Annotated in this window: 27 protein-coding genes; 2 read left to right on the top strand and 25 right to left on the bottom strand. The window is 65.9% G+C overall.

The genetic code is table 11. The features are described 5' to 3' along the window. Position 1: 1 nt before the first annotated feature. Positions 2–436, top strand: a complete 435-nt coding sequence (locus O0880_RS05995; protein ID WP_156894705.1) for a hypothetical protein — start codon at positions 2–4, stop codon at positions 434–436. A 3-nt stretch (positions 437–439) separates the two neighbouring features. Continuing rightward, positions 440–1,225: a DUF2145 domain-containing protein gene (locus O0880_RS05990; RefSeq protein WP_071322604.1), complete on the top strand. Its 786-nt coding sequence runs from the start codon at positions 440–442 to the stop codon at positions 1,223–1,225. Here the strand turns inward: O0880_RS05990 and O0880_RS05985 are convergent. The 25 genes from O0880_RS05985 to O0880_RS05865 all read right to left on the bottom strand — a co-directional run bounded on the left by O0880_RS05985 (position 1,222) and on the right by O0880_RS05865 (position 26,112). Continuing rightward, positions 1,222–1,833, bottom strand: a complete 612-nt coding sequence (locus tag O0880_RS05985) for a 4-phosphopantetheinyl transferase (RefSeq protein WP_289885587.1) — start codon at positions 1,831–1,833, stop codon at positions 1,222–1,224. The two genes, O0880_RS05990 and O0880_RS05985, sit on opposite strands and share 4 nt — an antisense overlap. A 144-nt stretch (positions 1,834–1,977) precedes the next feature. Further along, positions 1,978–2,427 (bottom strand): excinuclease ATPase subunit, encoded by a 450-nt coding sequence (locus O0880_RS05980; RefSeq protein ID WP_071322602.1) that lies wholly within the window; start codon positions 2,425–2,427, stop codon positions 1,978–1,980. A gap of 74 nt (positions 2,428–2,501) precedes the next feature. Continuing rightward, complete coding sequence (locus O0880_RS05975) at positions 2,502–3,734, bottom strand: beta-ketoacyl-ACP synthase (protein ID WP_289885586.1); 1,233 nt, start codon at positions 3,732–3,734, stop codon at positions 2,502–2,504. Further along, complete coding sequence (gene fabG, locus O0880_RS05970) at positions 3,731–4,456, bottom strand: 3-oxoacyl-ACP reductase FabG (protein WP_232251060.1); 726 nt, start codon at positions 4,454–4,456, stop codon at positions 3,731–3,733. The genes O0880_RS05975 and fabG overlap by 4 nt, the downstream gene beginning before the upstream one ends. Further along, positions 4,449–4,922: a hotdog family protein gene (locus O0880_RS05965; protein ID WP_071326285.1), complete on the bottom strand. Its 474-nt coding sequence runs from the start codon at positions 4,920–4,922 to the stop codon at positions 4,449–4,451. The genes fabG and O0880_RS05965 overlap by 8 nt, the downstream gene beginning before the upstream one ends. After that, positions 4,919–6,109, bottom strand: coding sequence for a beta-ketoacyl-ACP synthase (locus O0880_RS05960; RefSeq protein ID WP_289885585.1), 1,191 nt, complete (start codon positions 6,107–6,109; stop codon positions 4,919–4,921). The genes O0880_RS05965 and O0880_RS05960 overlap by 4 nt, the downstream gene beginning before the upstream one ends. Beyond that, a complete protein-coding gene (locus O0880_RS05955) occupies positions 6,110–6,664 on the bottom strand; it encodes a DUF3261 domain-containing protein (RefSeq protein WP_289885584.1) in 555 nt (184 codons plus the stop codon). Next, positions 6,664–9,048 (bottom strand): MMPL family transporter, encoded by a 2,385-nt coding sequence (locus O0880_RS05950; RefSeq protein WP_289887299.1) that lies wholly within the window; start codon positions 9,046–9,048, stop codon positions 6,664–6,666. Before O0880_RS05950 ends, O0880_RS05955 begins: the two co-directional genes overlap by 1 nt. 5 nt (positions 9,049–9,053) lie before the next feature. Further along, positions 9,054–9,665, bottom strand: a complete 612-nt coding sequence (locus tag O0880_RS05945) for an outer membrane lipoprotein carrier protein LolA (protein ID WP_289885583.1) — start codon at positions 9,663–9,665, stop codon at positions 9,054–9,056. Further along, the gene (locus O0880_RS05940) at positions 9,662–10,117 is read right to left on the bottom strand and encodes an acyl-CoA thioesterase (protein WP_071322597.1); all 456 of its coding nucleotides are present in this window, start codon (positions 10,115–10,117) and stop codon (positions 9,662–9,664) included. The genes O0880_RS05945 and O0880_RS05940 overlap by 4 nt, the downstream gene beginning before the upstream one ends. Then, a complete protein-coding gene (locus O0880_RS05935; RefSeq protein ID WP_071322596.1) occupies positions 10,110–11,678 on the bottom strand; it encodes an aromatic amino acid ammonia-lyase in 1,569 nt (522 codons plus the stop codon). The genes O0880_RS05940 and O0880_RS05935 overlap by 8 nt, the downstream gene beginning before the upstream one ends. Next, positions 11,665–12,636, bottom strand: coding sequence for an acyltransferase (locus O0880_RS05930; RefSeq protein ID WP_289885582.1), 972 nt, complete (start codon positions 12,634–12,636; stop codon positions 11,665–11,667). Before O0880_RS05930 ends, O0880_RS05935 begins: the two co-directional genes overlap by 14 nt. Beyond that, positions 12,633–13,388: a glycosyltransferase family 2 protein gene (locus tag O0880_RS05925; protein ID WP_289885581.1), complete on the bottom strand. Its 756-nt coding sequence runs from the start codon at positions 13,386–13,388 to the stop codon at positions 12,633–12,635. Before O0880_RS05925 ends, O0880_RS05930 begins: the two co-directional genes overlap by 4 nt. Continuing rightward, on the bottom strand, positions 13,381–14,469 hold the full coding sequence (locus O0880_RS05920; RefSeq protein WP_289885580.1) for a class I SAM-dependent methyltransferase: 1,089 nt from the start codon (positions 14,467–14,469) through the stop codon (positions 13,381–13,383). Before O0880_RS05920 ends, O0880_RS05925 begins: the two co-directional genes overlap by 8 nt. Beyond that, positions 14,463–16,307, bottom strand: coding sequence for an AMP-binding protein (locus O0880_RS05915; protein WP_289885579.1), 1,845 nt, complete (start codon positions 16,305–16,307; stop codon positions 14,463–14,465). The genes O0880_RS05920 and O0880_RS05915 overlap by 7 nt, the downstream gene beginning before the upstream one ends. Next, a complete protein-coding gene (locus O0880_RS05910; protein ID WP_289885578.1) occupies positions 16,300–16,845 on the bottom strand; it encodes a hypothetical protein in 546 nt (181 codons plus the stop codon). Before O0880_RS05910 ends, O0880_RS05915 begins: the two co-directional genes overlap by 8 nt. A gap of 3 nt (positions 16,846–16,848) precedes the next feature. Then, entirely contained in the window at positions 16,849–17,106 is a 258-nt protein-coding gene (locus O0880_RS05905) for an acyl carrier protein (RefSeq protein ID WP_071322592.1), read from the bottom strand. A 29-nt stretch (positions 17,107–17,135) separates the two neighbouring features. Beyond that, complete coding sequence (locus tag O0880_RS05900; protein WP_071322591.1) at positions 17,136–17,390, bottom strand: phosphopantetheine-binding protein; 255 nt, start codon at positions 17,388–17,390, stop codon at positions 17,136–17,138. Beyond that, positions 17,383–18,174: a lysophospholipid acyltransferase family protein gene (locus tag O0880_RS05895; RefSeq protein WP_289885577.1), complete on the bottom strand. Its 792-nt coding sequence runs from the start codon at positions 18,172–18,174 to the stop codon at positions 17,383–17,385. Before O0880_RS05895 ends, O0880_RS05900 begins: the two co-directional genes overlap by 8 nt. Beyond that, positions 18,167–18,928, bottom strand: a complete 762-nt coding sequence (locus tag O0880_RS05890; RefSeq protein ID WP_289885576.1) for a beta-ketoacyl synthase chain length factor — start codon at positions 18,926–18,928, stop codon at positions 18,167–18,169. The genes O0880_RS05895 and O0880_RS05890 overlap by 8 nt, the downstream gene beginning before the upstream one ends. A gap of 893 nt (positions 18,929–19,821) precedes the next feature. Beyond that, positions 19,822–20,895 (bottom strand): ABC transporter ATP-binding protein, encoded by a 1,074-nt coding sequence (locus O0880_RS05885; protein ID WP_289885574.1) that lies wholly within the window; start codon positions 20,893–20,895, stop codon positions 19,822–19,824. Between the two features lie 20 nt (positions 20,896–20,915). After that, positions 20,916–22,706, bottom strand: coding sequence for an iron ABC transporter permease (locus tag O0880_RS05880; protein WP_289885573.1), 1,791 nt, complete (start codon positions 22,704–22,706; stop codon positions 20,916–20,918). 203 nt (positions 22,707–22,909) lie between these two features. Beyond that, positions 22,910–24,007: an ABC transporter substrate-binding protein gene (locus O0880_RS05875; protein WP_071322585.1), complete on the bottom strand. Its 1,098-nt coding sequence runs from the start codon at positions 24,005–24,007 to the stop codon at positions 22,910–22,912. A gap of 47 nt (positions 24,008–24,054) precedes the next feature. Then, the gene (locus O0880_RS05870; RefSeq protein WP_289885572.1) at positions 24,055–25,047 is read right to left on the bottom strand and encodes a tripartite tricarboxylate transporter substrate-binding protein; all 993 of its coding nucleotides are present in this window, start codon (positions 25,045–25,047) and stop codon (positions 24,055–24,057) included. A 3-nt stretch (positions 25,048–25,050) separates the two neighbouring features. Next, positions 25,051–26,112, bottom strand: coding sequence for a porin (locus O0880_RS05865; RefSeq protein WP_289885571.1), 1,062 nt, complete (start codon positions 26,110–26,112; stop codon positions 25,051–25,053). Between the last annotated feature and the right edge of the window lie 205 nt (positions 26,113–26,317).

Here is a 26,317-nt window from a genome sequence, read left to right as displayed (position 1 = left end):
CATGAAAAACCTGACTTCCATGAAACATCTGCTGGCCACTGCCCTGCTGTGCGCCGCCACCGTGGCGCCGCTGGCCCAGGCCGCCAATTCCGATACCACCAACGCCTCCGACAATGCCAGCATGGCGTCGGCCATCGTGCTGGTCGGCTCCATGTCGGTGCTGGCCGCCGCCGGTGAAATCGTCATCGACAAGGTGGAAGACGTGGCCGACGGCAGCGTCCTGGTGCTGAAAAGCACGGCCAGAGGCAGCGCGCAAGCGGCCACGGCCTCCGTCAAGCTGAGCCAGCAAGCCACGCAAGGCCTGTCGCTGGCGGCCGGCACGGTAGTCGACGTCGTGGCCGTCTCGACGGGCCATATGCTGATGCTGTCGGGCAAGGCCATCGCCTACCTGCCGAATGCGGCCGGCAAAGCCATCCTCCACCATTCGAAAGCGTAAACCATGAAACGCCTGACTGTCATCGTCCTCAGCCTGGCCCTGGCCGGTGCCGCCCACGCGGGACGCTCGTGCGAGGAAAAGCCGACCGACGCGACCACCCTCGTCAAGTCGATGGACCTGGCGCAGAAGACCCTGCAGGCGCTCGACGCCTCGGGCGCGCAAGTGGCGCTGGTGGCGCGCGCCGGCCAGGATCTGTCGAAATACAATGTGCGCTATTCGCACATGGCGCTGGCCTGGCGCGACCACCCGAAGGGCCGCTGGCTGGTGGTGCATGAACTCAATGAATGCGGCACGGCGCAATCGTCGCTGTACAACGAGGGATTGGGCAATTTCTTCATGGATGACGTGTTCATGTATGAAACCCTGATCCTGATTCCAGGCCAGGATACGCAGCAGCAACTGGCGCGCCTGCTGGCCAGCAACACGCCCAAGCGCCTGCATGAGGCGCACTACAATATGCTGGCCTACCCGTTTTCCACCAAGTACCAGAACTCGAATCAATGGGTGCTGGAAACCCTGGCCGCCGCCAGCAATGAGCCTGGCAAGATCGAGACGCGCGCCGAAGCGCAAGGCTGGCTGCGCGGCGCCAGCTACGCGCCGCAAACGCTCAGCATCCCCGCCGCCACGCGCCTGGGCGCGCGCATGTTCCGTGCCAATATCGCCTTTGACGATCACCCGTTCGAGCGCCGCATGACGCGCCAGATCGACGTCGTCACCGTCGACTCCATCACCCGCTTCATGCGCCAGCGCGAACCGCAGGTACAGGAAATCGTCGTGCGGGGCAATTAGTCCGGCACCATCAAGACCGGCGCGTGCGCCAGCGGCGCCGCGCTGCACAGCACGATGGACAGCTCGGCATGGGGCAAGGTCACGCAGCTTGCCGCATCCATGCCCAGCTTGTAGCGCGCCTCCGCCTCGCTCCAGCGCCGGTAAAACGCCGCCAGCCGCGCTTCAAGCGGCATGCCTTCCAGCTCGGCGACCATCTCCGCGCCAAACGCCTGCCGCGCCAGCGCCAATACGTCGCGCCGTGGGTCGCACACTTCAATATCGAGCCCCAGCGGCGCAGTACGGCTCAGCGCACAGGCGACCCAGTGGCCGCTGTGGGAAATGCTGAAATGCGCGCCACCCTCGGGCGACAGCAGCAACGGCGCCTGGCCCGGCCGTTCTTCCAGCACGATGGCCGGCGGCGGCATGTCCAGCAGTTTTCCCATCGCCGCACGCAGCAAGGCACGTCCCAGCAGGAACTGGCGCCGGCGCAGCGGCCGCGCAAAGCGCGCGTAACGGGCCGTTTCGGCCGGCCCCAGCCACGCTTCATACTGGCCAAGCTGCGCGGCGTCAATGCCGCGGGAATCGAGCAGCCAGATGCTGGCGCCGGTGGCAGAGGTGGTTGAGGTCATGGACGTATGTGGCTGCGCAAAGGCGCAGTCTGCCATAAATCGCCGGCGCCGGTCCGGCAAAAAAAATGGCAGCGCGGTTGCCCGTCGCTGCCAGTGTGTTGACCGCCTTGCCGGCGCCTGCGCGCCGCCGGTCTGCCCTGCTGCTTACTTAGCGTCTTTCAACTTCACGAATTCGCCCTTCAATGCCACGCCCGTCATCATCGTGCCTTCATGGCACTCGAATTCCGTGGTGCTGGAATTTTCGACATTCTTGTAGTTGCTGACGATATTGACGACCGCATCGGCGCCCACCGACTGCGCGCGCTTTTGCAGCGCCAGCATGGCCGACAGGAAAGCCCAGTTGCACGACGTTTCCGCCGACTTGCCGACGCCATTGGTCTTCTGGCTGGTCTTGTCGCTGCTGATGCGCGTGGCGATCGGCGGCGTCGGCTGGTCGCCGAAGAAGAACTGCACGCCATCGCCAAGGCGGCCTTGCGCGTCGTTGGCGGCCATCGCACCGGCGATCGACATCATGTGCTTGTTGTCCGCCGCTTGCGCAGGCAAGGCGGTTGCCAATGCCGCCGTCATGGCGGCCAGGATCATCATTGTTTTCATGCTGTTTTCCTTGAAAGATAAAGTCATAGTACAAAAGGAGCCATGTGCGCCGCTTGCGTCGGCACAAGCAGGCATCATGGCCGGTAACGCTTGAAAATCAGCGACGTGTTGATGCCGCCGAAGGCAAAATTATTCGACATCACATACTCGCACTCGATCGCCCGGCCTTCGCCGGCGATGTAATCGAGCGGCGCGCATTGCGGGTCGACCTGCTGCAGGTTGATGGTGGGGGCGAACCAGCCTTCGCGCATCATCTCGATGCTGATCCACGCTTCCAGCGCGCCGCAGGCGCCCAGGGTGTGGCCCATGTAGCTTTTCAGCGAACTGATAGGAGTGCGGTCGCCAAACACCTCGAACGTGGCTTGCGACTCGGCGATATCGCCCTGCTGCGTACCCGTGCCGTGCGCGTTGATGTAGCCGATATCGGACGGCTGCAGTCCCGCGTCGGCCAGCGCCAGCAGCATCGCCTGGCGCATGGTGGCGGAATTCGGCTGGGTCACGTGGCAGCCATCGCTGTTGGTGCCGAAGCCCACCAGTTCCGCGTGGATGGCCGCGCCGCGCGCCTGCGCATGGTCGAATTCTTCGAGGATCAGGCAACCGGCACCCTCGCCGATGACCAGGCCGTCGCGGCTGGCGTCGAACGGGCGCGGCGTCGTATGGCCTGCGTCATTGCGCGTGCTGGTGGCGAACAGGGTGTCGAAGACCGCCGCCTCGGTGGCGCACAGCTCCTCGGCGCCGCCGGCGATCATCGCCAGCTGCTTGCCGCCGGCGATCGCCTCGTAGGCGTAGCCGATGCCCTGGCTGCCCGAAGTGCAGGCGCTCGAGGTGGTGATGACGCGGCCCGTGACGCCAAAGAACACGCCGATGTTGACGGGCGCCGTGTGCGCCATCATCTTGATGTAGGTGGTGGCGTTGATGCCCTTGGTGGTGCGCTCTTCCATCATGCGGCCAAAGTCGCCGATGGCACTGGGCGTGCCGGCCGACGAGCCGAAGGAAATGCCCATGTCGCCGCTCTTGAGCAGTGGATGCCCGGCCAGGCCAGCATGCTCGAGCGCCAGTTCGCTGGCGCGCGTGGCCATCAGCGCGATGCGTCCCATGCTGCGCACGGCCTTGCGGTTGTAGCGCTCCGTCAGCGCGAACGGCGCGGCCGGAGCGCCCAGCTGCGTGTTCAAGCCTTCGTAATCGGCCCATTCGCCCATGCGCACGACGGCGTTGCGGTACTCGCCCAGGCGCTGGCGGATGGTCTGCCAGTCGTTGCCGATCGGGCTGATGCCGGCCATGCCGGTCACGACTACCCGCCGGCTCATGCCATGCCTCCGTTCACGGAAATGACCTGGCGCGTGATGTAGCCCGCCTCCTCGCCGACGAGGAAACTGACGGCGGCCGCCACCTCTTCCGGCGTGCCGACGCGGCGCGCGGGGATCATCTTCAGCGCCTCGTCGAGCGGCACGTCGCTGATCATGTCCGTCTCGATCAAGCCCGGCGCCACGCAGTTGACGGTGATGGCGCGCTTGGCCAGCTCCAGCGCCAGCGCCTTGGTGGCGCCGATGATGCCGGCCTTGGCCGCGCTGTAATTGACTTGGCCCCGGTTGCCGATCAGGCCCGAGACGGAGGCCATGGTGACGATGCGCCCTGGCTTGCGGCGCTGTACCATCGGCATCACCAATGGGTTGAGCACATTGTAGAAACCGTCGAGGTTCGTTTGCAGGACGATGTCCCAGTCCTCGCCCGACATGGCGGGAAACGCATTGTCGCGCGCCACGCCGGCGTTGCAGACGACGCCGTAATAGCAGCCATGTTCGGCGATGTCCGCTTCCAGCGCGGCGGCTGCCGCGGCACGGTCGCCGATATCGAATTGCAGCACGCGCGCCGCGCGTCCCAGCGCCTGCACCTGCTGCGCCACCGCGTCGGCCTCGCCGCGCGCGCTGCGGCAATGCAGCACCACGTCAAACCCGTCGCGCGCCAGCCGCAAGGCGATGGCCTTGCCGATGCCGCGCGACGACCCCGTCACCAATACACTTTTACTCATGCTGCGCTCCATTCATACTCTCCTGCAGAAATTGCTTTGCATCCTCGGGCTGGAATACCGTAATCGTCGCTTGCGCCAGCACGGCGCCCGCCATCTCGATACGGCACTCGAACGCGCCCAGTCCATTCTCGCCCTGCAAGGCCTGTTGTACCTGCACCTGCAACACGCTGCCGCCCACAAACAGGGGCACCTGCGCCTCGTAGCGCCGCGCCCCCAGCAAAAAACCGATCTTCACGGGCGCCCCGGCCTGGCGCGCCAGGTAGCCCGCATGCGCGGCGATCGCCTGCGCCATGTATTCGATGCCGACCCAGCTGCCCACGCCGGCCGACGGCGCGTCATAAAACACGCTGCCGGCATGGATGGCCACTTCGGCGCACAGGTTTTCGGCGTCGGCCGACACCACCCGGTCGAGCAGCACCATGGCGCCGGAATGGGGCACCAGCTCGCGGATATCCGGAAAACTCATGCTCCCCTCCCGAACAGCAGGGCGGCGTTCGAGCCGCCGAAGGCAAACGAATTGCTCAGCGCCCAATCGAGCGGGCGTCCCAGGCGCGCGCCGGGCAAGGCCAGGCGCAGCGGCGGCAGGGACTCGTCGGGCACGCCATCCCACAGGTGCGGCGGCAGCAGCCCCTCGGCGTTATCGTCCTGCATCGCCAGCCAGCACAGCGCGGCCTCGATGGCCGCCGCCGCGCCCAGCGCGTGGCCCGTCAGCGGCTTGGTGGAACTGGCCATCGCCGTGGCGCCGAACAGGTCGGACACCACGCGCGCTTCCATCGCATCGTTCTGCGGCGTGGCCGTGCCGTGCAGGTTCACATAATCGACTTGCGACGCCGCGATGCCCGCACGCGCCAATGCCTGGGCGATGGCCAGCCGCGCGCCGCCGCCTTCGGGATCGGGCGCCGACATATGGTGGCCGTCGGACGATTCGCCCCAGCCGCGCAAGGCCACGGTGGCCGGCTGCGCCGTCATCAGGAACAGGGCCGCCCCCTCGCCGATATTGATGCCGTCGCGGTTCGCACCCAGCGGATTGCAGCGCCGTTCACTGACGGATGCCAGCGCGGAAAATCCGGCCACGGTAAAACCGCACAGGGTATCGACGCCGCCCGTCAGCACGGCGTCGCACAGGCCCATGCGGATCAGGCGCGCCGCGCTGGCCATCGCCTTCGCGCTCGACGAACAGGCGCTCGAATGCACGAGCGCCGGGCCGTCGATGCCCAGTTCATCGGCCAGCATCAGCGCCGGCGACGCCATCTCCTGCTGCCCGTAGTGGAAGGCGTCCGGCAAGCCGTCGCCCGCCACTTGCCGGCCAATCGCGCCTTCCGTTTCGGCGATGCCCGAGGTGCTGGTGCCGATCACCACGGCCACCCGGCCCGCTCCGTAGCGGGCGATGGCCTGCTCCACGGCCGGGCGGATCTGCGCCAGCGCGGCCAGCGCCATGCGGTTGTTGCGGCTGCGCGCGGCGATGCCGTGCCCCGCCACCGATGGCAAGGCCGCAGCGACCACGCCCAGCGGCAGCACTCTTCCCGGCGTATGGGTATCGACGGGCACCACGCCGCTGTGCGCGGCGAACAGGCGCGCGCGCACTTCTTCGCGGCTGGCGCCCAGCGCGCAGACGACGCCGCAGTCATTCAAATACACGGTCAAGCCAGGCATTCAGCTTCCTTCCGGGGCGTTCTGTATCGTCAGGCGATAGCGGTAGCGCAGGTTGTCGAGCACCACCGTGCCGCTCCAGCGCGGCATGCCGCTGTAATCGATCACGGTCACCGCTTCGTCATGCAGGAACAGCGTGCGGCGCAAGCCGCTGTCCTCGATGCGCCAGCCGGCCGGCAAGGCCTGCGCGATCGCTTCGCGCGGCCACAGGGTCAGCTGCATGTCTTCCAGCACGTCTTCCGCGCGCACCTGCGCCGGCAGCATCAGGTGGCGCCACGATGTCATCTCCTTGCCGTCGTAATGCAGCGACAGCACGCGCTGGCCGAATGCCAGGCCCACCAGGTCGAGGTGCGACGGTTCCACTTCCAGCGCCGCATCGAGTTCGTCGATGCGCCCTGCCCGTTCGACGACCAGGTGCTGCTGCACGCTGACCGTGGCGGCCAGCGCCGCCGGCGCCAGCTTCAGCCCCAGGCGCGCCGGTGCGGGCGCGGGTGCGCTGGCGCAGCCGGCCAGTGCCAGCAGCAGCGCCGGCGCCCATCGTTGACAGTGTGAAAACATCAGATTTCTCCTGCGGCATCGGCCGCGCTACGGTTGTCGGCTTCGGCAAAGCATGGCGACAGCAGCCACACGAGCGCCGTGCCGATCAGCATGGTCAGGCCAAATGCCTGCAATGCGGCCGTCTTGCTCAGGGCCAGCAAGCCGAAAGACAGAATGGTGTTGGCAGCCGACAGGCCCACGGCCAGCCACGGCGTGTTGTTGCGGCGGTCCGGATGCTCCTGCATGAAGATGCCGTAATCGACGCCGACGCCGAGCAGCAGCATCAGCGCCAGCACGTGGAACAGCTGCAGCGGCAGACCCAGGTAGCCCAGCAGGGCCAGGGCCGCCACGCTGGCCAGCGCCGTGGGCGCCAGCACGCGCCAGGTACGGCGGCGGTAACGCGGCAGCAGCAAGCCGAAGACCACCAGATAGGCGCCCAGCACGACGGCGCCCATGTAGACGCGGTAGCGGCCAAGCACCGAGGAAATCTCGGCCACCTTGTCGACCCACTGCACGCCGGGCAAGCCGTCGGCCGCCCGCGCCAGCAGCGGAATGGCCGCATACTGCATGCCGCGCAGGGCGACGATGGAGGCATGGCCGCCTTCCACCTTGCCCAGCCACAGGTGGCGCCACGGCTCGCTGGCCGGCACGTCCAGGAAGGCGTCTATCGACAGCGGCGCGCCCGCCTGCGCCAGCTGCGCGCGCACCTTGCCGGCCCATTCCGGTCCTTCATCGACCGATTGCGCCAGCAGGTCGAGCGCGGCGCCCGGCTGCAAAATGGCGGCATCGAGCAGCGCGCGGCGCGCCGCCTGCGTCTGCAGCGACGGCACCCAGTTCGACATGGCCTGGTAGCCGCTGAGGTGCTTTTGCGCGATCAGCGGCAGCAGCCGCTGTTTCAGCGCTTCCTCGCGCTGCAGCACGGCTTCCGCGCTATCGCCGCGCACCAGGTAAAACTGCACCGGCGTGGGCGCATCGAGCAATTTGCTCAGCTTCATCTGGTCGCGTATCAGGTGCGCGGGCGGCGTTTGCAGCAAACGGATATCGTCGTTGACGCCGAGGCGGCTGATGCCAAAGACCGCGAACAGGATGAACAACACGCCGCCAATCAGGGTGGCGCGGTTGGCGCGCAGCAGCGGCCAGCGCGCGCGGGCGGCGCCATAGCGTTCGACCAGGGTGCCGCTCTTCAGGGTGCCGCCGTTGATCAGCGCGGGGAACCAGAAGACCACCGTCAGCCAGGCGAACACCAGGCCGAGGGCGGAGAACACGGCCATGTGGCGCAGGCCGGGGAATGGCGTCAGCGCCAGCCCCATGTAGCCGATGACGGCCGCCAGCAGGGTCAAGCCCAGGCCAGGCAGCAGCCGGCGCAGCAAGGTGCGCGAATCGAGGGCGGGGTCGGCACCCAGGCGGTTGCACAGGAAGTAAATGCCGTAGTCCTGCGCCACGCCGATCAGGCTGGCGCCGAACACCAACGTCATCAAATGTATCTTGCCAAACAGCAGCCAGCATACGGACAGGGAACCGAGGCAGCCGATGCCGATCGACAGCAGGATCAGCGAAATCGGCTTGATCGAGCGGAAGGTCAGCCACGTCAGCAGGATGATGCCGGCCAGCGAACCGAGGCCGATGGTCGACATTTCGCCCGCCGCCTGGCTGCTGGCGGCGGCCGCATGCAGGATCACGCCGGCGCTGATGATTTCCACGCCGGGCACGGCCAGCCGCGCCGCCGCTTCGGCCTGCGCCAGCAGCGGCAGCACGGTTTCCTGCGCCCCCAGCGAAAAGGCCGGCACGCTCAGGGTCATCGGCAGCAGCACATACTGGCGTGCGCCGTCGGCGACGAACAGGTGGCCGTCGCGCGGACGCACGGGCGTTTCCTGCGCGCGCTCCTGCACCCAGCCGCCGAACAGGCCAAACGGATCGTCCTGCCAGGCGCCCAGCTTCGGCCCGCCGAACGGACTGTAGAGCTGGCTCAGCGCGGCGTCGCGCCAGAACGCGGGCGCTTCCTGGCGCAGCTGCGTTTCCTGCGGCGCCGTCAGCAAGGTCAAGCGATGCTGCTGGAACAGCGCCAGCCAGTCGTTCTGCGTCTGCTCGTCGAGCGGCGTGGACTGGAACAGGCCAGCATGGCGTGCCAGCACGGCGCCGTAGGCGTCGGCCGCGCGCTTCGCATCGCTCCACTCGGCGGCGCCGACCAGCACCACCACGCGCTGCTGCGCCGCGTCGACCATGTGCGTAAACGATGCCTGCAGCACCGGGTCGCGCTCCTGCACCGGCAGCAAGGCGAGAATGTCGGTATCGGGCACGATGCGCTTGCCCAGCCACAGATAGGCGTTATGCGCGAGCAGCAGCGCCACCACCAGCGCCCAGGCGATGGCGAGCAGGCGTCCGGCATTGCGGCCGCGGTTCGTCAGGGAAGTCAAAACAGGGCCGCCTCTTGTGGCGTGATGGCGGCCGGTCCCGTTTCAATCGCCGAGAACACGATGCTGGTGCGGTCTCCGCTCGCCTCGCTGATGCTGATGTTTTTCACGAAAGCGCCGCCATCGAGGCGGATGCTGCCGATCGCCTTGGCCAGCGCCGGCTGGCGCGCCTTCAGCGCCACCTGCCAGGTGCCGCCATCGATGCTGCCATCCACTTCAAACAGGGTGTCGAGCTGCGCCAGGTCGCCGGCCAGCAGCGAAAACAGCACGCTGTTGATCATCTTGACCACCGGCTCCGTCTTCGCATCGAGGCGCATGGCCACGCGCTCGCCCTGGAAATGCACGATCTCGTCGCGCGTCAGGCGCAGGGTATTCGGAAACGGCTGCAAGGTGCGCCACAGCACGCCCTTGCCGGCCACCACGCAAAAGCGGCCATTCGACGCCAGCGCCTTCTTCATGCCCGCCAGCTGCTTGCTCTGGTCAAAGCGGCCGCACAGCTGATGCGGCTTGGCCAGCATGGCCTCGATCTTCGCCACGGGTGCGGCGGCATGCAGCGGCGCCATCGCCATCAGGCACAAACCCGCCAGCAGGACTTTGATATGTTTTTTCATACGGCCTTCAATCCCAATTTTTCAAACAGTATCGGCGGCGAGGCAAAGCACATCTCGCCGCTGGCGATGTCGACGGCCACCTGCGTCGTGCTGGCGCGGTTCAGGCGCTTGCCCGTCGCGCTGTCGCTGACCAGGTACTCGATCTTCAAGCGGTCTTCCCACTCCACCAGGTCGGCGCGCAAGGTCAGGCGCTGGCCGAACGTCGCGGGCGCCACATAGCGCAAATGCATGTCGATCACGGGCCAGGCATAGCCGGACGCCTTCATGTCGACATAGTTGTAGCCGATGCTGTCAAGCAGCGCGCAGCGCACCACTTCGAGGTATTTGACGTAGCGGCCATGCCAGACGATTTCCATCGGATCCAGGTCGAAGAACTGCACCTGCATCTCCACTTCGGCATGCCAGCGGCTGGGCGTGGCCCTCTTGCCGCGCACCTTATGCGTCTCAGTCATTGCCGGCTCCGTACAACGGCCAGGCCTGGGCGCGCATGCGTTCGAGCAGCACGCGCAGCTCCGGATCGAGACGGCGGTCTTCCTCGACGGGCGCGATATCGGCGGCCAGCGCCTCCAGCATCGCTGCCAGCGCCGCTTGCGGCGGCACGTCGGGATTGACCTTGCAGCGCAGCCAGACGCCCTGGCGCACCGTGATCAGCAGGGCCGCAGCGACCTGCTCGCACAGTTCCAGCACGCGCAGGCAGTCGCGCGCGGCGATGGTGCCCATGCTGACCTTGTCCTGGTTATGGCATTCGGTCGAGCGCGAAAACACCGAGGCCGGCATGGTCAGTTTCAGCGCTTCGGCCGTCCAGGCGGAGGCGCTGATCTGCAGTGCCTTCAAGCCGTGGTTGATGGCCGCGCGCGGTCCCGTGGCGCCCGACAGGTTCGCCGGCAAGCCCTGGTTGTAGCGGCTGTCGACCAGCAAGGCCATCTGGCGGTCCAGCAAGTCGGCCAGGTTGGCCACCGTGTTCTTCATGCTGTCCATGGCGAAGGCGATATGGCCGCCGTAGAAATGGCCGCCATGCAGCACGCGCTCGCCTTCGGCGTCGATGATGGGATTGTCGTTGGCGCTGTTGAGCTCATTCTCGATGGACGAGCGCAGCCACGGCAAGGCGTCGGCCAGCACGCCGATCACGTGCGGCGCGCAGCGGATCGAATAGCGGTCCTGCAGGCGCTTGCCGTTGCGTTCCCAGGAATCGGTGGGCAAATCGGCGCGCAGCCAGGCCGCCACCTGCTGCATGCCCGGATGCGGCTTGACGGAAAACAGGGTTTCATCGAAGTGATGCGCATTGCCGTCGAGCGCGAACGAGGCCATGGCCGTGATGCGCGTCGTCAGGCGCGTCAGGTATTCGGCACGCTCATACGCCAGGCAGGCCAGCGCCGTCATGACGGCCGTGCCGTTCATGATCGCCAGGCCTTCCTTCGGCCGCAGGCGCAGCGGCGTGATGCCCGCTTCGCGCAGCGCCTGCTCCGCCGGCACCTGTACGCCGTCGCGCCACACTTCGCGCTCGCCGCACAGCACCGCCGCCAGGTAGGACAGGGGCGTCAGGTCGCCGCTGGCGCCGACCGACCCTTCCGATGGAATCAGCGGCAGCAGGCCGGCGTCGAGCAGGCGCGCGATCTGCGCCAGCAGTTCCACGCTGACGCCGGAAAATCCTTTACTCAGCGACGCCAGGCGCGTGGCCATGATGGCGCGCGTCTGCGCCGGCGTGAAGAATTCGCCGAGGCCGCAGCCGTGATAGGTGTACAGGTGGTGCGGCAACTCGGCCACCAGTTCCGGCGGCACGGTCACCGTGCACGAATCGCCGTAGCCGGTGGTCACGCCATAGATGGTGCCATCCTCGCGCAGCAGGCGGTCGAGGAAATCGGCGCCGCGCGCGATTGCCGCACGAAAGACCGGGTCGCTGGAGAGTTCGGCGCTGGCCCGGCCATGCGCGATATCGGTAATGTCTTCGATGCGCAGGCGCTCGCGGTCGAAGCGGACGGCGCGCCGGGTGTTTTTCAGGTCAGCGAGGTGCATCGGGAGTATCCAGTCTTGAAGTATCGGGGAGTTGCCAAAAATCGTAAAAATTGAACCATTCCAGCGGCGCGCGCAGGCAGTGGTGCTGCAGCCGCGCCGCGTAGGCGGCGGCCAGTTCGTCCAGCATGGGCTCGCGCGATTTGCGCGGCAAATGCAAGGACTCGCGGAACAGTTCGAAATGAATTTCCGAGCGCTGGCCGATGCGCATCGAAAACAGCAAATACACGGGGCATTGCAGCACGCTGGCCAGCACGTACGGGCCGACCGGGAATGCGGCCGCCTGCCCCAGGAACGGCGCCACGGCCACGCGCGGCTGGGGCGAGACGGGAATGCGGTCGCCGGCGATCACCACGAACTCGCCCTGCGCCACTTTCTCGGCCAGCAACATGGCCGTGGCCGGCGTGATTTCCGTCACCTGCATGAGATTGAGCTGGCTGTCGGGGTTCAGGCGCTCCAGCATGCGGTTGAACGCCTGCGCGTGGCGCGTATGCACGAGCACCGTCAGCTTCAGGCGCGCATTGCGCTGCGACAGCACGCGGCACAGATCGAGGTTGCCCAGGTGGGCGCACACCAGCAAGGCGCCGCGCCCCTCATCCAGACAGCGATTCACGCCGTCTTCGCCATCGACGCCGTGCAGACTCACGCTGCGCGTGTCGTACAGCCCGCCCCACAGCAGCATCTTGTCGAGGATGGTTTCCGCAAACGCGGCAAAATGCCGCAGCACGCTCAGATTCGCCGAGCCGCCGCAGGCCGCGACGCGCTGCAGATACGCACGCGAGACGCGGCGCGCGCGGGCATGCGTCAGCACGTACCAGGCCAGCACCGGGTACAGCACGATGCGAAATGGCCAGCGGCCGAAGACGCGGCAGATCCAGAACAGCAGGCGCATGCCGGCCACGAAGCTGATTTCGTTAAAGTCGGACCAGTGTCCGCGCGGCTGGTGCGACGCCGTCGTCATCGCGCGCGCCAGTGGCGTGCCAGCAGGCGCGGCGCGCGCCACAGCATGCCGAAGAACAGGCGCGCATGCATGCACGAAATCAGCACGTTGTCGCGCCACAGCTCGAAATGCGAGACGCCGTCGCTGGGATAGCCAACCTTCGTGGGCAGGTTCGCCATCTCCAGTCCATCCCAGTACAGGCGCACCAGCACGTCGGTGTCGAAATTCATGCGCTGCCCCAGCTGACGCCTCTCTGCCAGTACCATGAAAGGCGCCAGCGGATAGACGCGGAAGCCGCACATGGAATCGCGGATCTGCAGCGACAGGGTATTGATCCACACCCAGACATGCGTCGCATAGCGGCCGTAGTAGCGCGCCTTCGGCACCGAGGCGTCGTACACGGGATAGCCGACCACCACCGCCGTCGGCGTGGCCTGCGCCTGCGCCAGGAAGCGCGGCACATCGTCCGTCTCGTGCTGGCCGTCCGCGTCGATCTGCAGCGCATGGCTGTGGCCTTGCGCATGCGCGTGGCGGCAGCCCGTCAAGACCGCCCCGCCCTTGCCCTGGTTGCGCGCGTGGCGCAGCAGGGTCACGCGCGTCGGATGCGCGGCGGCCAGCGCATCCAGGGTGCGCGCGCCGGCGTCAAGGCTGCCGTCGTCGACGAGGATCAGCGGCACGCCGTGCGGCAGCAGGCGCTCCACCACGGCGCCGATCGCATGCTCATGGTTGAACACGGGGATCACGATGCAGGGATGAAAACGCACTTCAGTCACCGCGGGCTCCGGCGCGGCCAAAGCGCAGCAGCGAGTGGCAATAGCCGATGCCGTCGCGCGTGGTCAGCAATTCCAGGCCGGCCTCCTGCGCCAGGCGGATATAGTCGGCGCTCTGGTAAATCTTGCTGTTACCGCTGGCCATGGCCGTGAAGTACGGCGACGTGTTGATCAGGCAGTAGGCGGCGATATCGTATTGCTGGCGGTCCCAGAAGGTGTCCATGATCAGCACCTGGCCGTTCGGCCCCAGCGCCTGCGCCACGCGGCGCAGGATGCTGGCGATGGCCGGCTCGGAAAAGCAGCTGAGGAATTGGCTCATCCAGATCAGGTCCATGCCGGGCGGCAGCGGCGCCGCGTCGTCGAGCAGGTCGCAGGCGTGCAAATGGGCCCGCTCGCGCACGCCAGCGTCAGTCAGTGTCCGCTCGGCCACCGCCAGCTGGCGCTCGAGGTCGACCAGGTGCAGTTCCACGCCTGCATGGTAGGCCAGCGCCGCGCTGGCGAACTTGCCCGTATTGGCGCCGATATCCATGATGCGGCGCGGCGCCGTGGCGAAGACGTCCGGGAAAATCTCGGGGAACGAGGTGTCCGAATAATGGTGGTCGAAGGCGAACCAGCTGCCCTTGGCCGGTTCCGACAGCGCCGACAAGCCCTGGTACAAGGTTGGCCAGTCGCCCAGCGCGGCCAGCCCCAATGGCTGCTCGGCGTCAAGCGAGCGGTCGAGGTCGAACAAGCCCTGGTAGCAGACGTCATGCATGAAGTCCAGGTTGACCTGGGTGATGCTGTCCGTCAGCATGCAAAATCCTACCTTGTCGAGCACATACGCGCCGTCGCGCAGCGATACGACGCCGGCCGACAGGCACGACTCCAGCGCCACTTTCAACGCATACTCGGTCCAGCGGCCGCTGGCAGCCATGTCGGCGATCGTCAGGCCGCTGTGGCCCGTGTCGGCCAGTGCCTGCAGCATGCCGCGTTTCCACGCATAGCGCACGCATTGAAAGACGACGGGGCCGAAAGCGATTTTTTGCGCCTCGAAACGGGCGGCAAAGGCGGTCTGGCGTTCGGGTGAGAATTTTTTATCTAACATGCGCTCGCTGCTGGAGTGGGTGTATCGGCGCCGCCACCGGGAACGGCAGCGGCATTCGGGTGAAACAGGATGCGGCCGCTGGCATGCTGGCCAGCGTCCGACAGATAGCGAAACTGCAGGCTGGCCTTGAGCGCGTCATATTCGAGCGCCAGCCGCACGGGACGGTCCGGCAGCACCGGCTGCTGGAATTTCAAGGCGTGCATGGCGCGGAAATGCGCGGGCAATTCCAGGTGCTGGCGCGCAAAGTGCAGCGCCCACTCCACCTGCACCACGCCAGGCAGCAAGGGCGCGTCCGTGAAATGGCCGTCGAAATAAAACAGGTTCGCGGGCACCCGCAGCTCGAGCAGCAGCCGTGGCGTCTCGCCCTCGGCCGAGCGCTCGAGCAGCTGCGCATGCGGCAGGCGCGGCGGCTTGTCCACCGGCGCCAGCAGGGCCAGCAGCAGCGCCTGCGTCGTCTTGCCCTGCGCATTGATGGGCAGTTGCTCCAGGTAGCGCCAGCGGCGCGGCAAGGCGACGGCGTCGACCTGGCCGCCCAGCGCCAGTTGCAGCTGGCGATTCAGGGCCAGCTTGCCTTCGGCGTCGAGCAGCGCGCGACCGGCGGCGCTGCAGACGATAAAGGCCGCCACCTTCTGGCGCTCGCCCGCCGGCGCGTCGCACAGCAGCACGCGCGCATCCGTCACCAGCGGCGTGGCCAGCAAGGCCGCCTCGATGGCGCTCAGCGAAATGCGTTTTTCCTCGATCTTCACGATGCGGTCGCTGCGCCCCAGCAGCTGGAAGCGCCCTGGCGCCGTTTGCCGCGCGCGGTCCGCCAGGCCTAGCCAGCCATCATCGGCCAGGTGCGCCGAGCGCACTTCCAGCGCGCCGTCGTCCAGCAAACGCCAGTCCACGCCGGGAAAGCCCTGCCAGCTTTCGTCGTCAGGGCGCTCCGGCGCGCGCTGGCGCCAGGCCACGCCGCCCGTCTCCGAACTGCCATAGATTTCGCGCGGCACGCGGCCAAGCAGATTGCCCGCCGCCAGCGCGCTGTCCAGGGCCAGCGGACCGCCCGACGAAAACACGGCGCGCAGCTGCGCGCGCGCGCCGGACCAGTCGAGGTGTTCCGGCAGGCGCTTCAGGTGCGCGGGACTGGCGGCCAGCACGCACGGGCCGCGCGCCAGCAAGGCCGCCAGCTGCTCCGGATAATCCACGCTGTGCGCATGCACGGCGCGCCCGGCGGCCAACGGCCACAACACCTTGAACAGCAAGCCGTAGATATGCTGGTGCGAGACGGTGGCGACGACGGCGGCGCCATCGGCGTGTTCGCCAAACAGCTGCTCCAGCGTGGCCACTTCGCTGGCCAGTTGCGAGAGTTTTTTCGGAATGGCCTGCGCCGCGCCCGTGCTGCCGGAGGTGTACACCACCAGCGCCGGAAAATCGTCGGCGAGCACTGTCCATGCGCGCTCGGCCAGGCTGTCCGCTGGCAGGGGCAACGGCGCATGCGCGGCCGGGAACTGCCCCAGAAAGCCATCCACGGACGCGGCCAGCGAAGCGCAGCTGGCCGGCAAGGTATCGGCCGTCAGCCAGATGGTCTTGCCCGCCTGCCAGGCGCCCAGCAAGGCGGCGCCAAACTCGATGCTGTCGTCCAGGTACAGGGCGAAATGGCGGCCTGCCTGGCGCTCCAGCAGATCGGCCCACGCCGCCATGCGCGCGGCAACATGCGCGTGATCGAGCATGGCGCCATCGCGCCAGCCGATTGGCATGGCTGGCGGGCGGCCATGCATGGCCAGCGCCAGGCGCGCCAGCGGGGAAATCGGCGAACGTGTTTCAGGCACGGGTACTTCCGGCAACGAGGATTCAGACATGGTGCAAACGCTTAAAACGCAGGCGGACGAGATACTCGCCGCCAAATAACAGGGCCATCAGGACATAGGCGATGACGCCCGTGTACAGCGACCAGACGGCTTCGCTGGCCCACAGCGCCGTGCCCAGCGCGATGCCGCCATTGACGATGAAGAAACCGCACCAGACCTGCGTCACGCGGCGCGTATAGCGCACGGCCGCGGGTGGAAAATCCTTCTCGCGCAGGCGCGCCAGGCGCTCCACCACCGACGGCGGCGCCCACAGGCTGTAGCCGAAGGTCGCCAGCAAGACGGCGTTGACGAGCACCGGATACAGTTTCAGCGGCAGCAGCAGGTTGCTCCACAGGGCGATGGCGGCCAGCAGCAGCGCGGCGGCCACCGACCAGCGCGCGGCGCGCTGCAGCTTCAGCGCGGGCAGGCGGCAGGCGGCGGCCAGCAACAGCAGCAGCGCCAGCCAGCGCGGCTCGACCTGGCCGTGACCGAACCAGATCGCCAGCGGATACAGTACGGTCAGCAGCAACGCGACGGCATTGAGCAGCACGCGTTATGCCGCCTGTTCCGTCGCCGACATCGCGCGCAGCGCCTCGACCACGTCGTCGATCGTGCGGATGGTCTTGAACACTTCCGGCTGCAGGCGCTTGCCCGTCAACTGCTTCAACTTGACCGCCAGGTCGACCGCGTCGATGCTGTCGATATCGAGTTCCGCATACAGATTCGACTGCGGCGTCAGGGCCGCCGGGTCCAGCTCGAACATTTCAGCCAGCAGTTGGACTACCCACGCGTACAGTTCATCGCGGCTCATTGCGCTCATATCTACCATTTTGCTGCTCCTTACTTCTTTCTGTGAGTGTCAACCATGGCCGCCAGCGCCCGTACCGAGGCAAAGTGGCGGCGCGTATCGGCCGAATCGGCCGACAGGGAAATGCCGTATTTTTTTTGCAGGGCGACGCCCAGTTCCAGCGCATCGATCGAATCGAGTCCCAGGCCCTCGACAAACAGGGGCGCATCCGTATCGATATCGGCAGCGCTCATGTCTTCCAGTTGCAGCGCCTCGATGATCAGTTCCTTCACTTCTTGTTCAAGCATGTTGTTCCTGTTTCCCGCTAAAGTAATGTTGCAGATGAGTGGTCAAGGTGCGCGCCGCCATCACGTCGCTGGCGCCACCGCCGGTAAACTCGTCGATCGCCAGGTCGTCCTGCACGGCGATCTCGAAATGCGCGCGGCGGGCCGGCACGCGCCACCACGGCTCGCCCTTGCCCAGGGTCCTGGGCAGGCAGCGGATCAGCACGGGCGTCACGTCGCGGCGGCCGCGCACGGCGATATTCGCCGCGCCCCGCTTCAGCACCACCTCGCCGCTGCGTGGCGTGCGCGTGCCTTCCGGGAAAATGATCAGGTTGTTGCCGCGTGCCAGCGATGCCAGGCAAGCGTCCACCAGTTCGGCGCCGCCCGTATTGTTGATATAGCCTGCCGCGCGCACGGGACCGCCCGTAAACGGGTTGTTCCACAAATCGGACTTGACGATGCAATCGGCCTGCCTGACATACGCCATCAGGAAAATCGTGTCGATCAGGGTCGGATGATTGGCCAGGATCAGCAAGCCGCCCCGCTCCAGCTTGTCGAGACCGCGCAAGTCGTAGCGCAGCACGCCGAGAAAACGCATCAGTCCGATATAAAACCGGAAGCTCCAGCGGATGACGGCGCGCGCGCAGGCAATGCGCGTTTCGCGCCGCCATACCAGCAACTGCAACAAGGGGAACACCAGCACGCGCAACAGCAAGCCGCCCAGGCCAAAAGCGGCAAAACTGAATGCGGTCGCGATGGTGCGCCAGGCTATCGACAGGCCGGCGCGTACAGCCCCCAGCTTATGCATGGCGGCTCCAGCGCCAGGTCTGGCGGTTGGCCGCATGTTCGAACACGCGGGCTTCGCCCAGCATGAAACGCAGCACGGCCAGACTGCCGGGCATGGCATCGGCCGCCACCGGCAACGCGTCGTCGCTGCCGCGGGCGCGCCACGTCAGGCCAAAACCCGTGTGCGGGGCAGCCTCGGCCTGCAGCAGCCAGGCAAATGCATGCGGCTGCTCATGGCAATCTTCAAAGGCCTCGAATGGAACCGGCAAGGGACACTCCGCCAGCACCAGCAATACCTGCGCCGCGCCATCGGCCAGCAGGCTGCACGCCTCGATCACTGCGGCCTCGAGGCTGGCGGCACCGGCGGCGACAGCCAGCTGGTTCGCCGTATCGGCGCGGGCGATGGAAAACAGGCCGGCGCTGGCATTGTGCACGGCCATGCCGAACGCGGTCGGCGACAAGGGCTCGCCCTGGGCCAGCGCCGACAACAGTTCGACGGCGCGCGCCACCTCGCCATGGCGCGAGCAAAAGACCAACGGAATATCGCGCTGTTCGCCCAGGCAGGCGTACGCCACTTCGAGTGCCATCTTGCCCAGCTGGCCGGCGCGGCGGCGCAGCATCGGCGCCATCGCGCGCACGCCAGGCTCGCCGGCGACGGCAATCGGCGCAACGGGCAAGGTGCTTTGCGCCCACGCCTGCCACTGCTGCTGCGTTTCCAGGCCTGGCGCCCAGGCGGCATGTCTGACAATTGAAAAACGGACACCATCGGTGCGCATATGCATTTTCCTGAGCTCAAAAAAAGGGCGAACTCACGTCAAAACTGCGCAAAAAGCCCCGCCGGCGTTCTTTTCAAATTATAAACTAAGGAAGTCAAAATAACTAAAATAAATGGCCCTGCGGCAACTTTTTAAATGGGGAGCCTAAAACCCTGTTTTACGGAATACGCCGCCCCAGTTACTATTTGTAACATCCCATCTATTATCTTCCGAGGAAAAAAGCGTCGCTCGCCAGCAAACAAGCTGCATTCTCAAAAAAGAGGCTTTTTTATCAACAATAAAAAGAAGCGCTCTTTTACGACCACGAGAGCGTTGTTTTTAGATAACACGCACAGCATGGCGCGGTGGCGCGGCAAACGCGGGCATCGGACGCCACCGGCCAGCGCGCCGTCTATACAAAATCCCAAAAAACTGGCATCCCCCATTCCCGCCACGCGGCATGCCACGATGCCCTCCACATATGTCAGCGAGGATTACACCGGCTACGCTGCAGTAACAATATAGAGCGCTTGCTTTATGCCCATGGCCGCCAACAGATTCAACTCTGGCGGCGTCACCTTTCCGCCATGGAGAAGAATGGAGCGATCGGCAATAGCAGCGGGGAATAGGACCAGCATGAGCGTGCCTGGGTGGCTTGCCACTCTGTGCAACGGGGCAGAAAGGCGACGGCCGGCATCAGCATCAAGGCGCTGCAGAAGTCGGCGCCGGCCAGGTGGCGGGGAGCGGCATGCAGGAAATCGGGGCTGGAACGGCGGCCCGGGGCGATGCCGGCGAAGAACCGGCCCGCGCGCGCCATGCAGGCAGGCGCGGCAAGGCCATGGCGCGCAGGGCGCCGGTCGTGACGGTGGCGGCGCCGGTGCTTAGGGGGCGCCGGCCAGGCCGGCGCCCTGCCGTTAAAACACCCAGAGCTTATCGGCGGGCATATGCAGCCAGTACTTGCCCGCTTCCAGCTTGTGGCGCGAATACGCGCGCAGGCTGATGTTCTCGGCGCCGCCGCGCTCGAACAGGCATTCCCAGCGGTCGCCCAGGTACATGCAGGTCAGCAGCGGCAGCTCGATGGCGTTGTCCACCGGGGTGGCGCTGATTTTCACTTCCTCGACGCGGATCATGGTAGTGACTTCGGCACCGACGTTGGCGCCGCGCGCCACGCCCTGCATGGCGGCGCCGTCGACCAGCAGGCGCACGGCGTTGCCGTCGCGCTGCACCACCTTGCCGGGCAGGCGGTTGTTACTGCCCATGAATTCCGCCGTGAACAGGGTATCGGGCGTTTCATACATGCTTTGCGGCGTGCCCTGCTGCTCGATCTTGCCGTTATTGAGCAACAGGATGCGGTCGGAAATGGCCATCGCCTCGCCCTGGTCATGCGTCACCATCAGCGCGGACAGGCCCAGGCGCACGATCAGTTCGCGCAGGAACGCCCGCGCCTCCTCGCGCAGCTTGGCGTCGAGGTTCGACAGCGGTTCGTCGAGCAGGATCACGGGCGGGTTGTACACCAGCGCCCGGGCGATCGCCACGCGCTGCTGCTGGCCGCCGGACAGCTGATGCGGATAGCGCTCGCCCAGATGTCCCAGGCCCAGCTGCGTCAGCACTTCCTTCACGCGCCCGGCGATATCGGCCGTGCCCATCTTGCGCAGCTTGAGGCCGTAGGCGACGTTGTCGAAGACGGTCTTGTGCGGCCACAGCGCGTACGACTGGAACACCAGGCCCAGGTTGCGCTGCTCGGCAGGCATCTCGAAGTGCTTCGCGCCGTCGTAGACATTGCGCTCGCCGATCTCGATGGTGCCCGCCTTCGGGCTTTCCAGTCCGGCCACGGCGCGCAGCAAGGTGGTCTTGCCGCTGCCCGAAGGCCCCAGCAAGGCGACCACTTCGCCTTTTTTCAGGTGCATCGAGACCCCCTTCAGGATGGGGTTGGCGGAGGCGCCGGTGCCATAGTCCAGGTGCAGTTCATTGACGGTCAGTTCATTCATGATCTTGTCTCAGTCTCTAATTAGTTATGTAACTTCACGCCAAAGCGCAGCGCGATGCCCAGGCCGATGGCCACCAGGGTGATGTTGATGAAGGACAGCGCCGCCACCAGGTCGGTCGAGCCGCCCGCCCACAGCGATACCAGCATGGCGCCGATCACTTCCGTGCCCGGCGACAGCAGGTACACGCCGGTCGAGTATTCGCGCTCGAAGATCAGGAACACCATCAGCCAGGCGCCCAGCAAACCGTACTTGATCAGCGGCAGGGTGACGTCGCGCGTCACCTGGCCGCGGCTGGCGCCGACGGCGCGCGCCGCCTCTTCCAGTTCCGGCCCCACCTGCAGCAGCGCGGTGGAAATCAGGCGCATGCCGTAGGCCATCCACACCACCGAATACGCGAGCCACAGGGCGAAGATGGTCGAACGCAGTTCGCGCAGCACGGGAATCACGTGACCGCTGAGCCACAGGGCCACGCCGTTGTCCATGCCTTTCAATATGCCGTCGAGCCAGGCCGGCACGAACAGGAACACCCACAGGAAGGACAGGCCGGCCAGCAGGCCCGGCACGGCGCGCGGCACCAGCACGCTGTAGTCGAGCAGGCGCGTGATGCCATCCTGCTTGCGGTGCATGGCCAGCGCGATGAAGCTGTAGCAGCCCACGGCCAGGGCACCGCCGACGACGCCGATCAGGATGGTGTTGACGATGCCGCGCACCAGCGACGGCTGGTCGAAGATATCGCGGAAATGCTGCAGGGTCAGCACGTCGGCCAGGTGCACGCCCTCGCCCCAGTACTGCACGAACGAGCGCAGCACGATGCCCGTCAGCGGCAGGATGATGGTGAAGATCAGCCAGCCGGCCAGCAGCGCGAACGCCAGCCACTTCCAGCGGCCCAGCGGCATGGCCTTGCTGCGCGCGCCCTTGCCCTTGATCGACACATACTTGTTGGCCGACTTGAGCAGCCAGCGCTGTATCATCACCAGCGGCATGGTCACCATCACCAGGCAGACGGCGACGGCGGCCATCAGGTGGTAGGACGGCGTGCCCAGCTTGTTCGTCAGCTTGTACAGATAGGTCGGCAGCACCAGATGGCCTTCCGGGTCGCCGAGCACCAGCACCAGGCCGAACACCTCGAAGCCGAGGAAGAACACCAGCACGCCCGCATACGCGAGCGCCGGCATGATCATCGGCAGCGACACGTTCATCATCACCTGCACCGGCGAGGCGCCGGCCACGCGGGCAGCTTCTTCCACGTCCGAACCGAGGCTTTTCAGGGCCGACGAGGCGTACAGGTAGACGTGCGGCACGTGCGTCAGGCCGGCGATGATGACGATGCTGGTGAATGAATAAATATTCCAGGGCACGAAGCCCAGCAGCTCCTTGGCCCAGGTCGAATAAAAGCCCACGGGGCCCATCGAGACGACGTAGCCAAAGCCCATCACCATCGGCGACACAAAGATCGGCACCAGCAGCATGGGCGCCACCCAGCCGCGGCCGGGCAAGTCCGTGCGCACCATCAGGAAGGCCAGCATGCCGCCCAGCGGCACGGCGATGACGGTCAGGCCGAAGGCGAGCATCAGGCCATTCTTGAAGGCCATCGAAAAATCGGGATCATCGAAGATGAAACGGTAGGAGTCAAAGCCGAATTCGCGCACCGGCATGAAGAAGGGCGCGTTCAAAAAGCTTTGGTAAAAAATCAGGAACAGCGGCAGGAAGATGGCGACCAGGGTGATCGCCACGACCACGCCGCGCGGCCAGTTCAGGCGCGACAAGGGAGAACGCGACCGTGCAGGCAGCGGCAAGATAGCAGTTTGCATGATGAATCCAATGAATGAAGGGTGCGGCGTGCGCCCGCAAGCCAGGCTCGCGGGCGGCTAAGACGGCCTGGGAACTCCAGAAAACCCGTGGCGAGCAGCGATGAGGCTCGGCGCTCCCGTTGGCCCGGGAAGCGCAGCTGTGCGAATGCACAGTCAGCATCGGAGGCCGCAAATCGCGACGCGCAATGGGTTTTCGGAGGTTCCTACTTCTTGCCGGCTGTTTCTTTCCACTGCTTCAGGAAGGCCATGCGCTTGGCAGGCCCCAAAAATTGCAGGATGATCGGATGCACGGGGATCGGCTTGACGTTGGCCGCGCCGATTTCCTTGATCAGGTCAGCCGACGTGGTCTCGCCCGTGACGTCGGCGCGGATGGCAAACAGCTTGGCGCCGTTCGAGATGATGGTCTGGCCGCGGTGCGACAGGATGTAATCGAGCCACAGCTTGCTGGCGTTGACGTTCTTCGCGTTCTTGTTGATGAACTGCACGCGCGACAGGATCAGGGTGTAATCCTTGGGCAGCACCACGCCGATCGACGGGTCGGTCTTGGCGCGCACCAGGGCATAGGAGCCCAGCACGTTGTAGCCGATCAGGTTTTCACCCGAGGAGATGCGCTCCATCATGGTGCCCGTCGACGACTGCACGCGCACCTTGGCCGTGCCAAACGCATTTTGCAGCGCCAAAAATTGCGGGTACTCCTTGGCATCCTGCGCCATGAACATGAAGCCCACGCCCGATTTTTCAATGTCGTAGGTGGTGACCTTGTCCTTGAATTTCGGCGTGGCGATCAGCTTGGCGAAGTCGTCGTGGTTCTTCGGCACTTCCTTCGGATCGAGCAGTCGCTTGTTGTAGACGATGGCGGCCGGCTCGAACGTGGTGCCGTAAGCCTGGTCGTCCCACATCGCCCAGCCGGGAATCTTGGCCGCTTCCACGGATTTGTACTTCAGCGCGTAGCCGTCCGAGGCCAGGCGCATCTGCAAGTCCATCGCCGACGACCACATCACGTCGGCCGTATTGCCGCCGGCCGCCACTTCGGAAATGAAGCGGTTGTACACTTCGGTGGAATTCATGTCGTTGTATTCGACCGAAATGCCTGGATACAGGGCGCTGAAATCCTTGATCAACGGTGCTGCGGCCTTGCTGTCGGTGGCGCTGTAGATCACCACCTTGCCTTCCTTCTTGGCCGCGTCGATGATTTTCTGGTAGTCGGCCGGATAGCCGGGCGGCACTTGCGCGAACGCGGCGCCGGCCAGGCTGGCAAATGCGGTGGCGATGGCGGCTTGAAGCAGGATCTTGGTTTGCATGGGGTTGTCTCCGTCTGTGAAATAGATTTTTTTAAATGGAATGGCGGTCAGCGCATCAGGCCAAGCTCGGTGGCTTGCCTGGCATACTCATCGACCGCTTTCCTGACATACGCCGTCAGCTTCGGCCCCGTCAGGGCGAATGGATACAGGCCGGCCTGCGCGCGCCATTCGGCGAACTGCGGCGTGGCCATGGCGCGGTCGAACGTGGCCACCCAGCGCTGGTAATCCGCCTCGGGCACCTGCGGCCCCATCCAGACGCCGCGGATGATGGGCCAGACCACGTCGACGCCCTGCTCGCGCGCCGTCGGCACGCCGGCCAGCACGCCGGGCAGGCGCTTCTCCGACAACACCGCCAGCACGCGCGCATGGTTGGCGCTGGCGTTCAGGGTGGCTTCCGACGTGTCGCCCGAGACCACCTGCACGTAGTCGGCCTGCATCGCCGTGAAGACTTCGCCGCCGCCTTCGAGCGCGACGAAACGCAGCACTTTCGGATCGATGCCCACGTGGCGCGCCACCAGCGCCATCTTCAGCCAGTCCTGGCTGCCGATGGTGCCGGAGACGCCGATCAGCACCGTGTCCGGATGCTGGCGCAAAGCGGCGATCAGGTCGCCCAGCGTCTTGTACGGCGAATCGCTGCGCACGGCGATCATGCCGTAGTCGGCACCCAGCGCCGCCACCCAGCGCACGTCGCCCGCCTTGGCATTGCCGAACTTGCCCTGCGCCAGATTGAGCAGCGAGCCGCCCGAAAACGCCACCAACGTGTTCGGCTCCGCGCGCCGGCGCTGCGACACCATCGAGTGCCAGGCTACCGCGCCGATGCCACCGGGCAGATAGCTGATGCGCATGGGGCTTGCCGCTGCCCCGGCCACGCCCGCTGCGCCCTCCTGCGCCAGGCCTTTCTTCGCCAGCTTGCACGTCAAATCCATGGCGCCGCCCGGCTTGGACGGCACCACGCATTCGGCCGGGGCGAGCGCCTGCGCCGCCGCGACGGCGGGCAACAGGCACAGCAACGACAGGAACAGGGAGCGCAGCATGGTCATGCCTTAGAAGCGGTGCTGGATGCCGGCGATCAGGCCGCGCTGCGTGTCGCCGAAACCGGCGTCGTCACGCGACAGGCTGACCAGCTGATTGTGCTTGGCCTTGGCATAGGCGCCAGCCACGTACAGGTCCGTGCGCTTGGACAGCGCATAGCGCACGCGCGCCACGTACATGATCGGATCCGCATCGAGGTTGGCCGCCACGTTCTTCACGTCCTGGTAGTAGATCACGCCGGTCAGGGTGATCACCGGCGTCGTCTTGTAGCTGACGCCGCCCCAGTACAGGGTGCCGCGCACGTCGGCCTTGCCGGCAGCGGCCGGATCGAGCTTGTAGTCGCGCGCCGCCGCCTGCACCTTCCACGGGCCGTCGTCATACATGGCGCCCAGGTGGTACACGGTGGTCTTGTCGCGCGCGCCGCCGGCGATGGCATTGCCGTTGACCTGCTCATACGTGGCCAGCAGGCTGACGGGACCCGTCTTGTAGGTGAGCGCCGTCGACAGCTTGGCGCTGTCCGAGCTGCCCGTCGTCTGTTCGCCGAAGCCGTACGACGCGCCGTAGTTGAAGTCGCCGGTCTTGCCCGAATACTTGACCATGTTGTCGAAGGCGGTGGTCATGCCGTACTTGCTCGGGCCCGTCGCATGGGCCGAGGTGGCCCACGAATAGAACGGCGCATAGGCCATCGGATCGAACGGCAGCACGAAGTCGTACACGGTGGTAAACGAACGGCCCAGCACGACGCGGCCAAACGCGCCTTCCAGGCCCACATTCGCCTGGCGCTTGAACAGCGCGCCGTCGGCGGCGCCCGTGTCGACGAGGATGCCGCCTTCCAGATTGAACACGGCCTTCAGGCCGCCGCCCAGGTCTTCGCTGCCCAGGATGCCCCAGCGCGAGGTATTCATGCCGCCCGAGCTGACTTGCGTCATCGAGCTTTTGTTCGGACCGGCGTTGCTGGTGTTGCTGATGCCGGCATCGAGGCGGCCGTACAGGGTGACGTTCGACTGGGCCTGGGCGCTGCCGGCGGCGGCCAGGACTGCCATGGCGGCCAGCGAGAATGCGGATTTCTTCATGTAACGTGTCTCCCTTAGATATAGTTATTAGTGATATGCCTGATCAATTTCATGAATCAGGATCACACTATATGAGCGCGATCCTTTCAATTCGCTTTCAGACTGACAGGTGTCGCCGGCCAGCCACAAGGGGCACAAACATATTCATCGCCGCCCCTGTCGGCGGCGCGCCGACAGGCTTACACTGCAACCATTCAAACGAATG

It is taken from the genome of Janthinobacterium sp. SUN118 (assembly GCF_030397695.1).
Taxonomy (GTDB): domain Bacteria; phylum Pseudomonadota; class Gammaproteobacteria; order Burkholderiales; family Burkholderiaceae_D; genus Janthinobacterium.
The sequence above is the reverse complement of the archived record's forward strand: the minus strand, read 5'-3'. Positions and strand labels throughout refer to the sequence as shown.

Bases quoted from the DNA above. Each gene is read 5' to 3' on its own strand.
- O0880_RS05995 (WP_156894705.1), top strand. From the start codon at position 2: ATGAAAAACCTGACTTCCATGAAACATCTGCTGGCCACTGCCCTGCTG.
- O0880_RS05990 (WP_071322604.1), top strand. From the start codon at position 440: ATGAAACGCCTGACTGTCATCGTCCTCAGCCTGGCCCTGGCCGGTGCC.
- O0880_RS05985 (WP_289885587.1), bottom strand. From the start codon at position 1,833: ATGACCTCAACCACCTCTGCCACCGGCGCCAGCATCTGGCTGCTCGAT.
- O0880_RS05980 (WP_071322602.1), bottom strand. From the start codon at position 2,427: ATGAAAACAATGATGATCCTGGCCGCCATGACGGCGGCATTGGCAACC.
- O0880_RS05975 (WP_289885586.1), bottom strand. From the start codon at position 3,734: ATGAGCCGGCGGGTAGTCGTGACCGGCATGGCCGGCATCAGCCCGATC.
- fabG (WP_232251060.1), bottom strand. From the start codon at position 4,456: ATGAGTAAAAGTGTATTGGTGACGGGGTCGTCGCGCGGCATCGGCAAG.
- O0880_RS05965 (WP_071326285.1), bottom strand. From the start codon at position 4,922: ATGAGTTTTCCGGATATCCGCGAGCTGGTGCCCCATTCCGGCGCCATG.
- O0880_RS05960 (WP_289885585.1), bottom strand. From the start codon at position 6,109: ATGCCTGGCTTGACCGTGTATTTGAATGACTGCGGCGTCGTCTGCGCG.
- O0880_RS05955 (WP_289885584.1), bottom strand. From the start codon at position 6,664: ATGTTTTCACACTGTCAACGATGGGCGCCGGCGCTGCTGCTGGCACTG.
- O0880_RS05945 (WP_289885583.1), bottom strand. From the start codon at position 9,665: ATGAAAAAACATATCAAAGTCCTGCTGGCGGGTTTGTGCCTGATGGCG.
- O0880_RS05940 (WP_071322597.1), bottom strand. From the start codon at position 10,117: ATGACTGAGACGCATAAGGTGCGCGGCAAGAGGGCCACGCCCAGCCGC.
- O0880_RS05935 (WP_071322596.1), bottom strand. From the start codon at position 11,678: ATGCACCTCGCTGACCTGAAAAACACCCGGCGCGCCGTCCGCTTCGAC.
- O0880_RS05930 (WP_289885582.1), bottom strand. From the start codon at position 12,636: ATGACGACGGCGTCGCACCAGCCGCGCGGACACTGGTCCGACTTTAAC.
- O0880_RS05920 (WP_289885580.1), bottom strand. From the start codon at position 14,469: ATGTTAGATAAAAAATTCTCACCCGAACGCCAGACCGCCTTTGCCGCC.
- O0880_RS05915 (WP_289885579.1), bottom strand. From the start codon at position 16,307: ATGTCTGAATCCTCGTTGCCGGAAGTACCCGTGCCTGAAACACGTTCG.
- O0880_RS05905 (WP_071322592.1), bottom strand. From the start codon at position 17,106: ATGAGCCGCGATGAACTGTACGCGTGGGTAGTCCAACTGCTGGCTGAA.
- O0880_RS05900 (WP_071322591.1), bottom strand. From the start codon at position 17,390: ATGCTTGAACAAGAAGTGAAGGAACTGATCATCGAGGCGCTGCAACTG.
- O0880_RS05895 (WP_289885577.1), bottom strand. From the start codon at position 18,174: ATGCATAAGCTGGGGGCTGTACGCGCCGGCCTGTCGATAGCCTGGCGC.
- O0880_RS05890 (WP_289885576.1), bottom strand. From the start codon at position 18,928: ATGCGCACCGATGGTGTCCGTTTTTCAATTGTCAGACATGCCGCCTGG.
- O0880_RS05885 (WP_289885574.1), bottom strand. From the start codon at position 20,895: ATGAATGAACTGACCGTCAATGAACTGCACCTGGACTATGGCACCGGC.
- O0880_RS05880 (WP_289885573.1), bottom strand. From the start codon at position 22,706: ATGCAAACTGCTATCTTGCCGCTGCCTGCACGGTCGCGTTCTCCCTTG.
- O0880_RS05875 (WP_071322585.1), bottom strand. From the start codon at position 24,007: ATGCAAACCAAGATCCTGCTTCAAGCCGCCATCGCCACCGCATTTGCC.
- O0880_RS05870 (WP_289885572.1), bottom strand. From the start codon at position 25,047: ATGACCATGCTGCGCTCCCTGTTCCTGTCGTTGCTGTGCCTGTTGCCC.
- O0880_RS05865 (WP_289885571.1), bottom strand. From the start codon at position 26,112: ATGAAGAAATCCGCATTCTCGCTGGCCGCCATGGCAGTCCTGGCCGCC.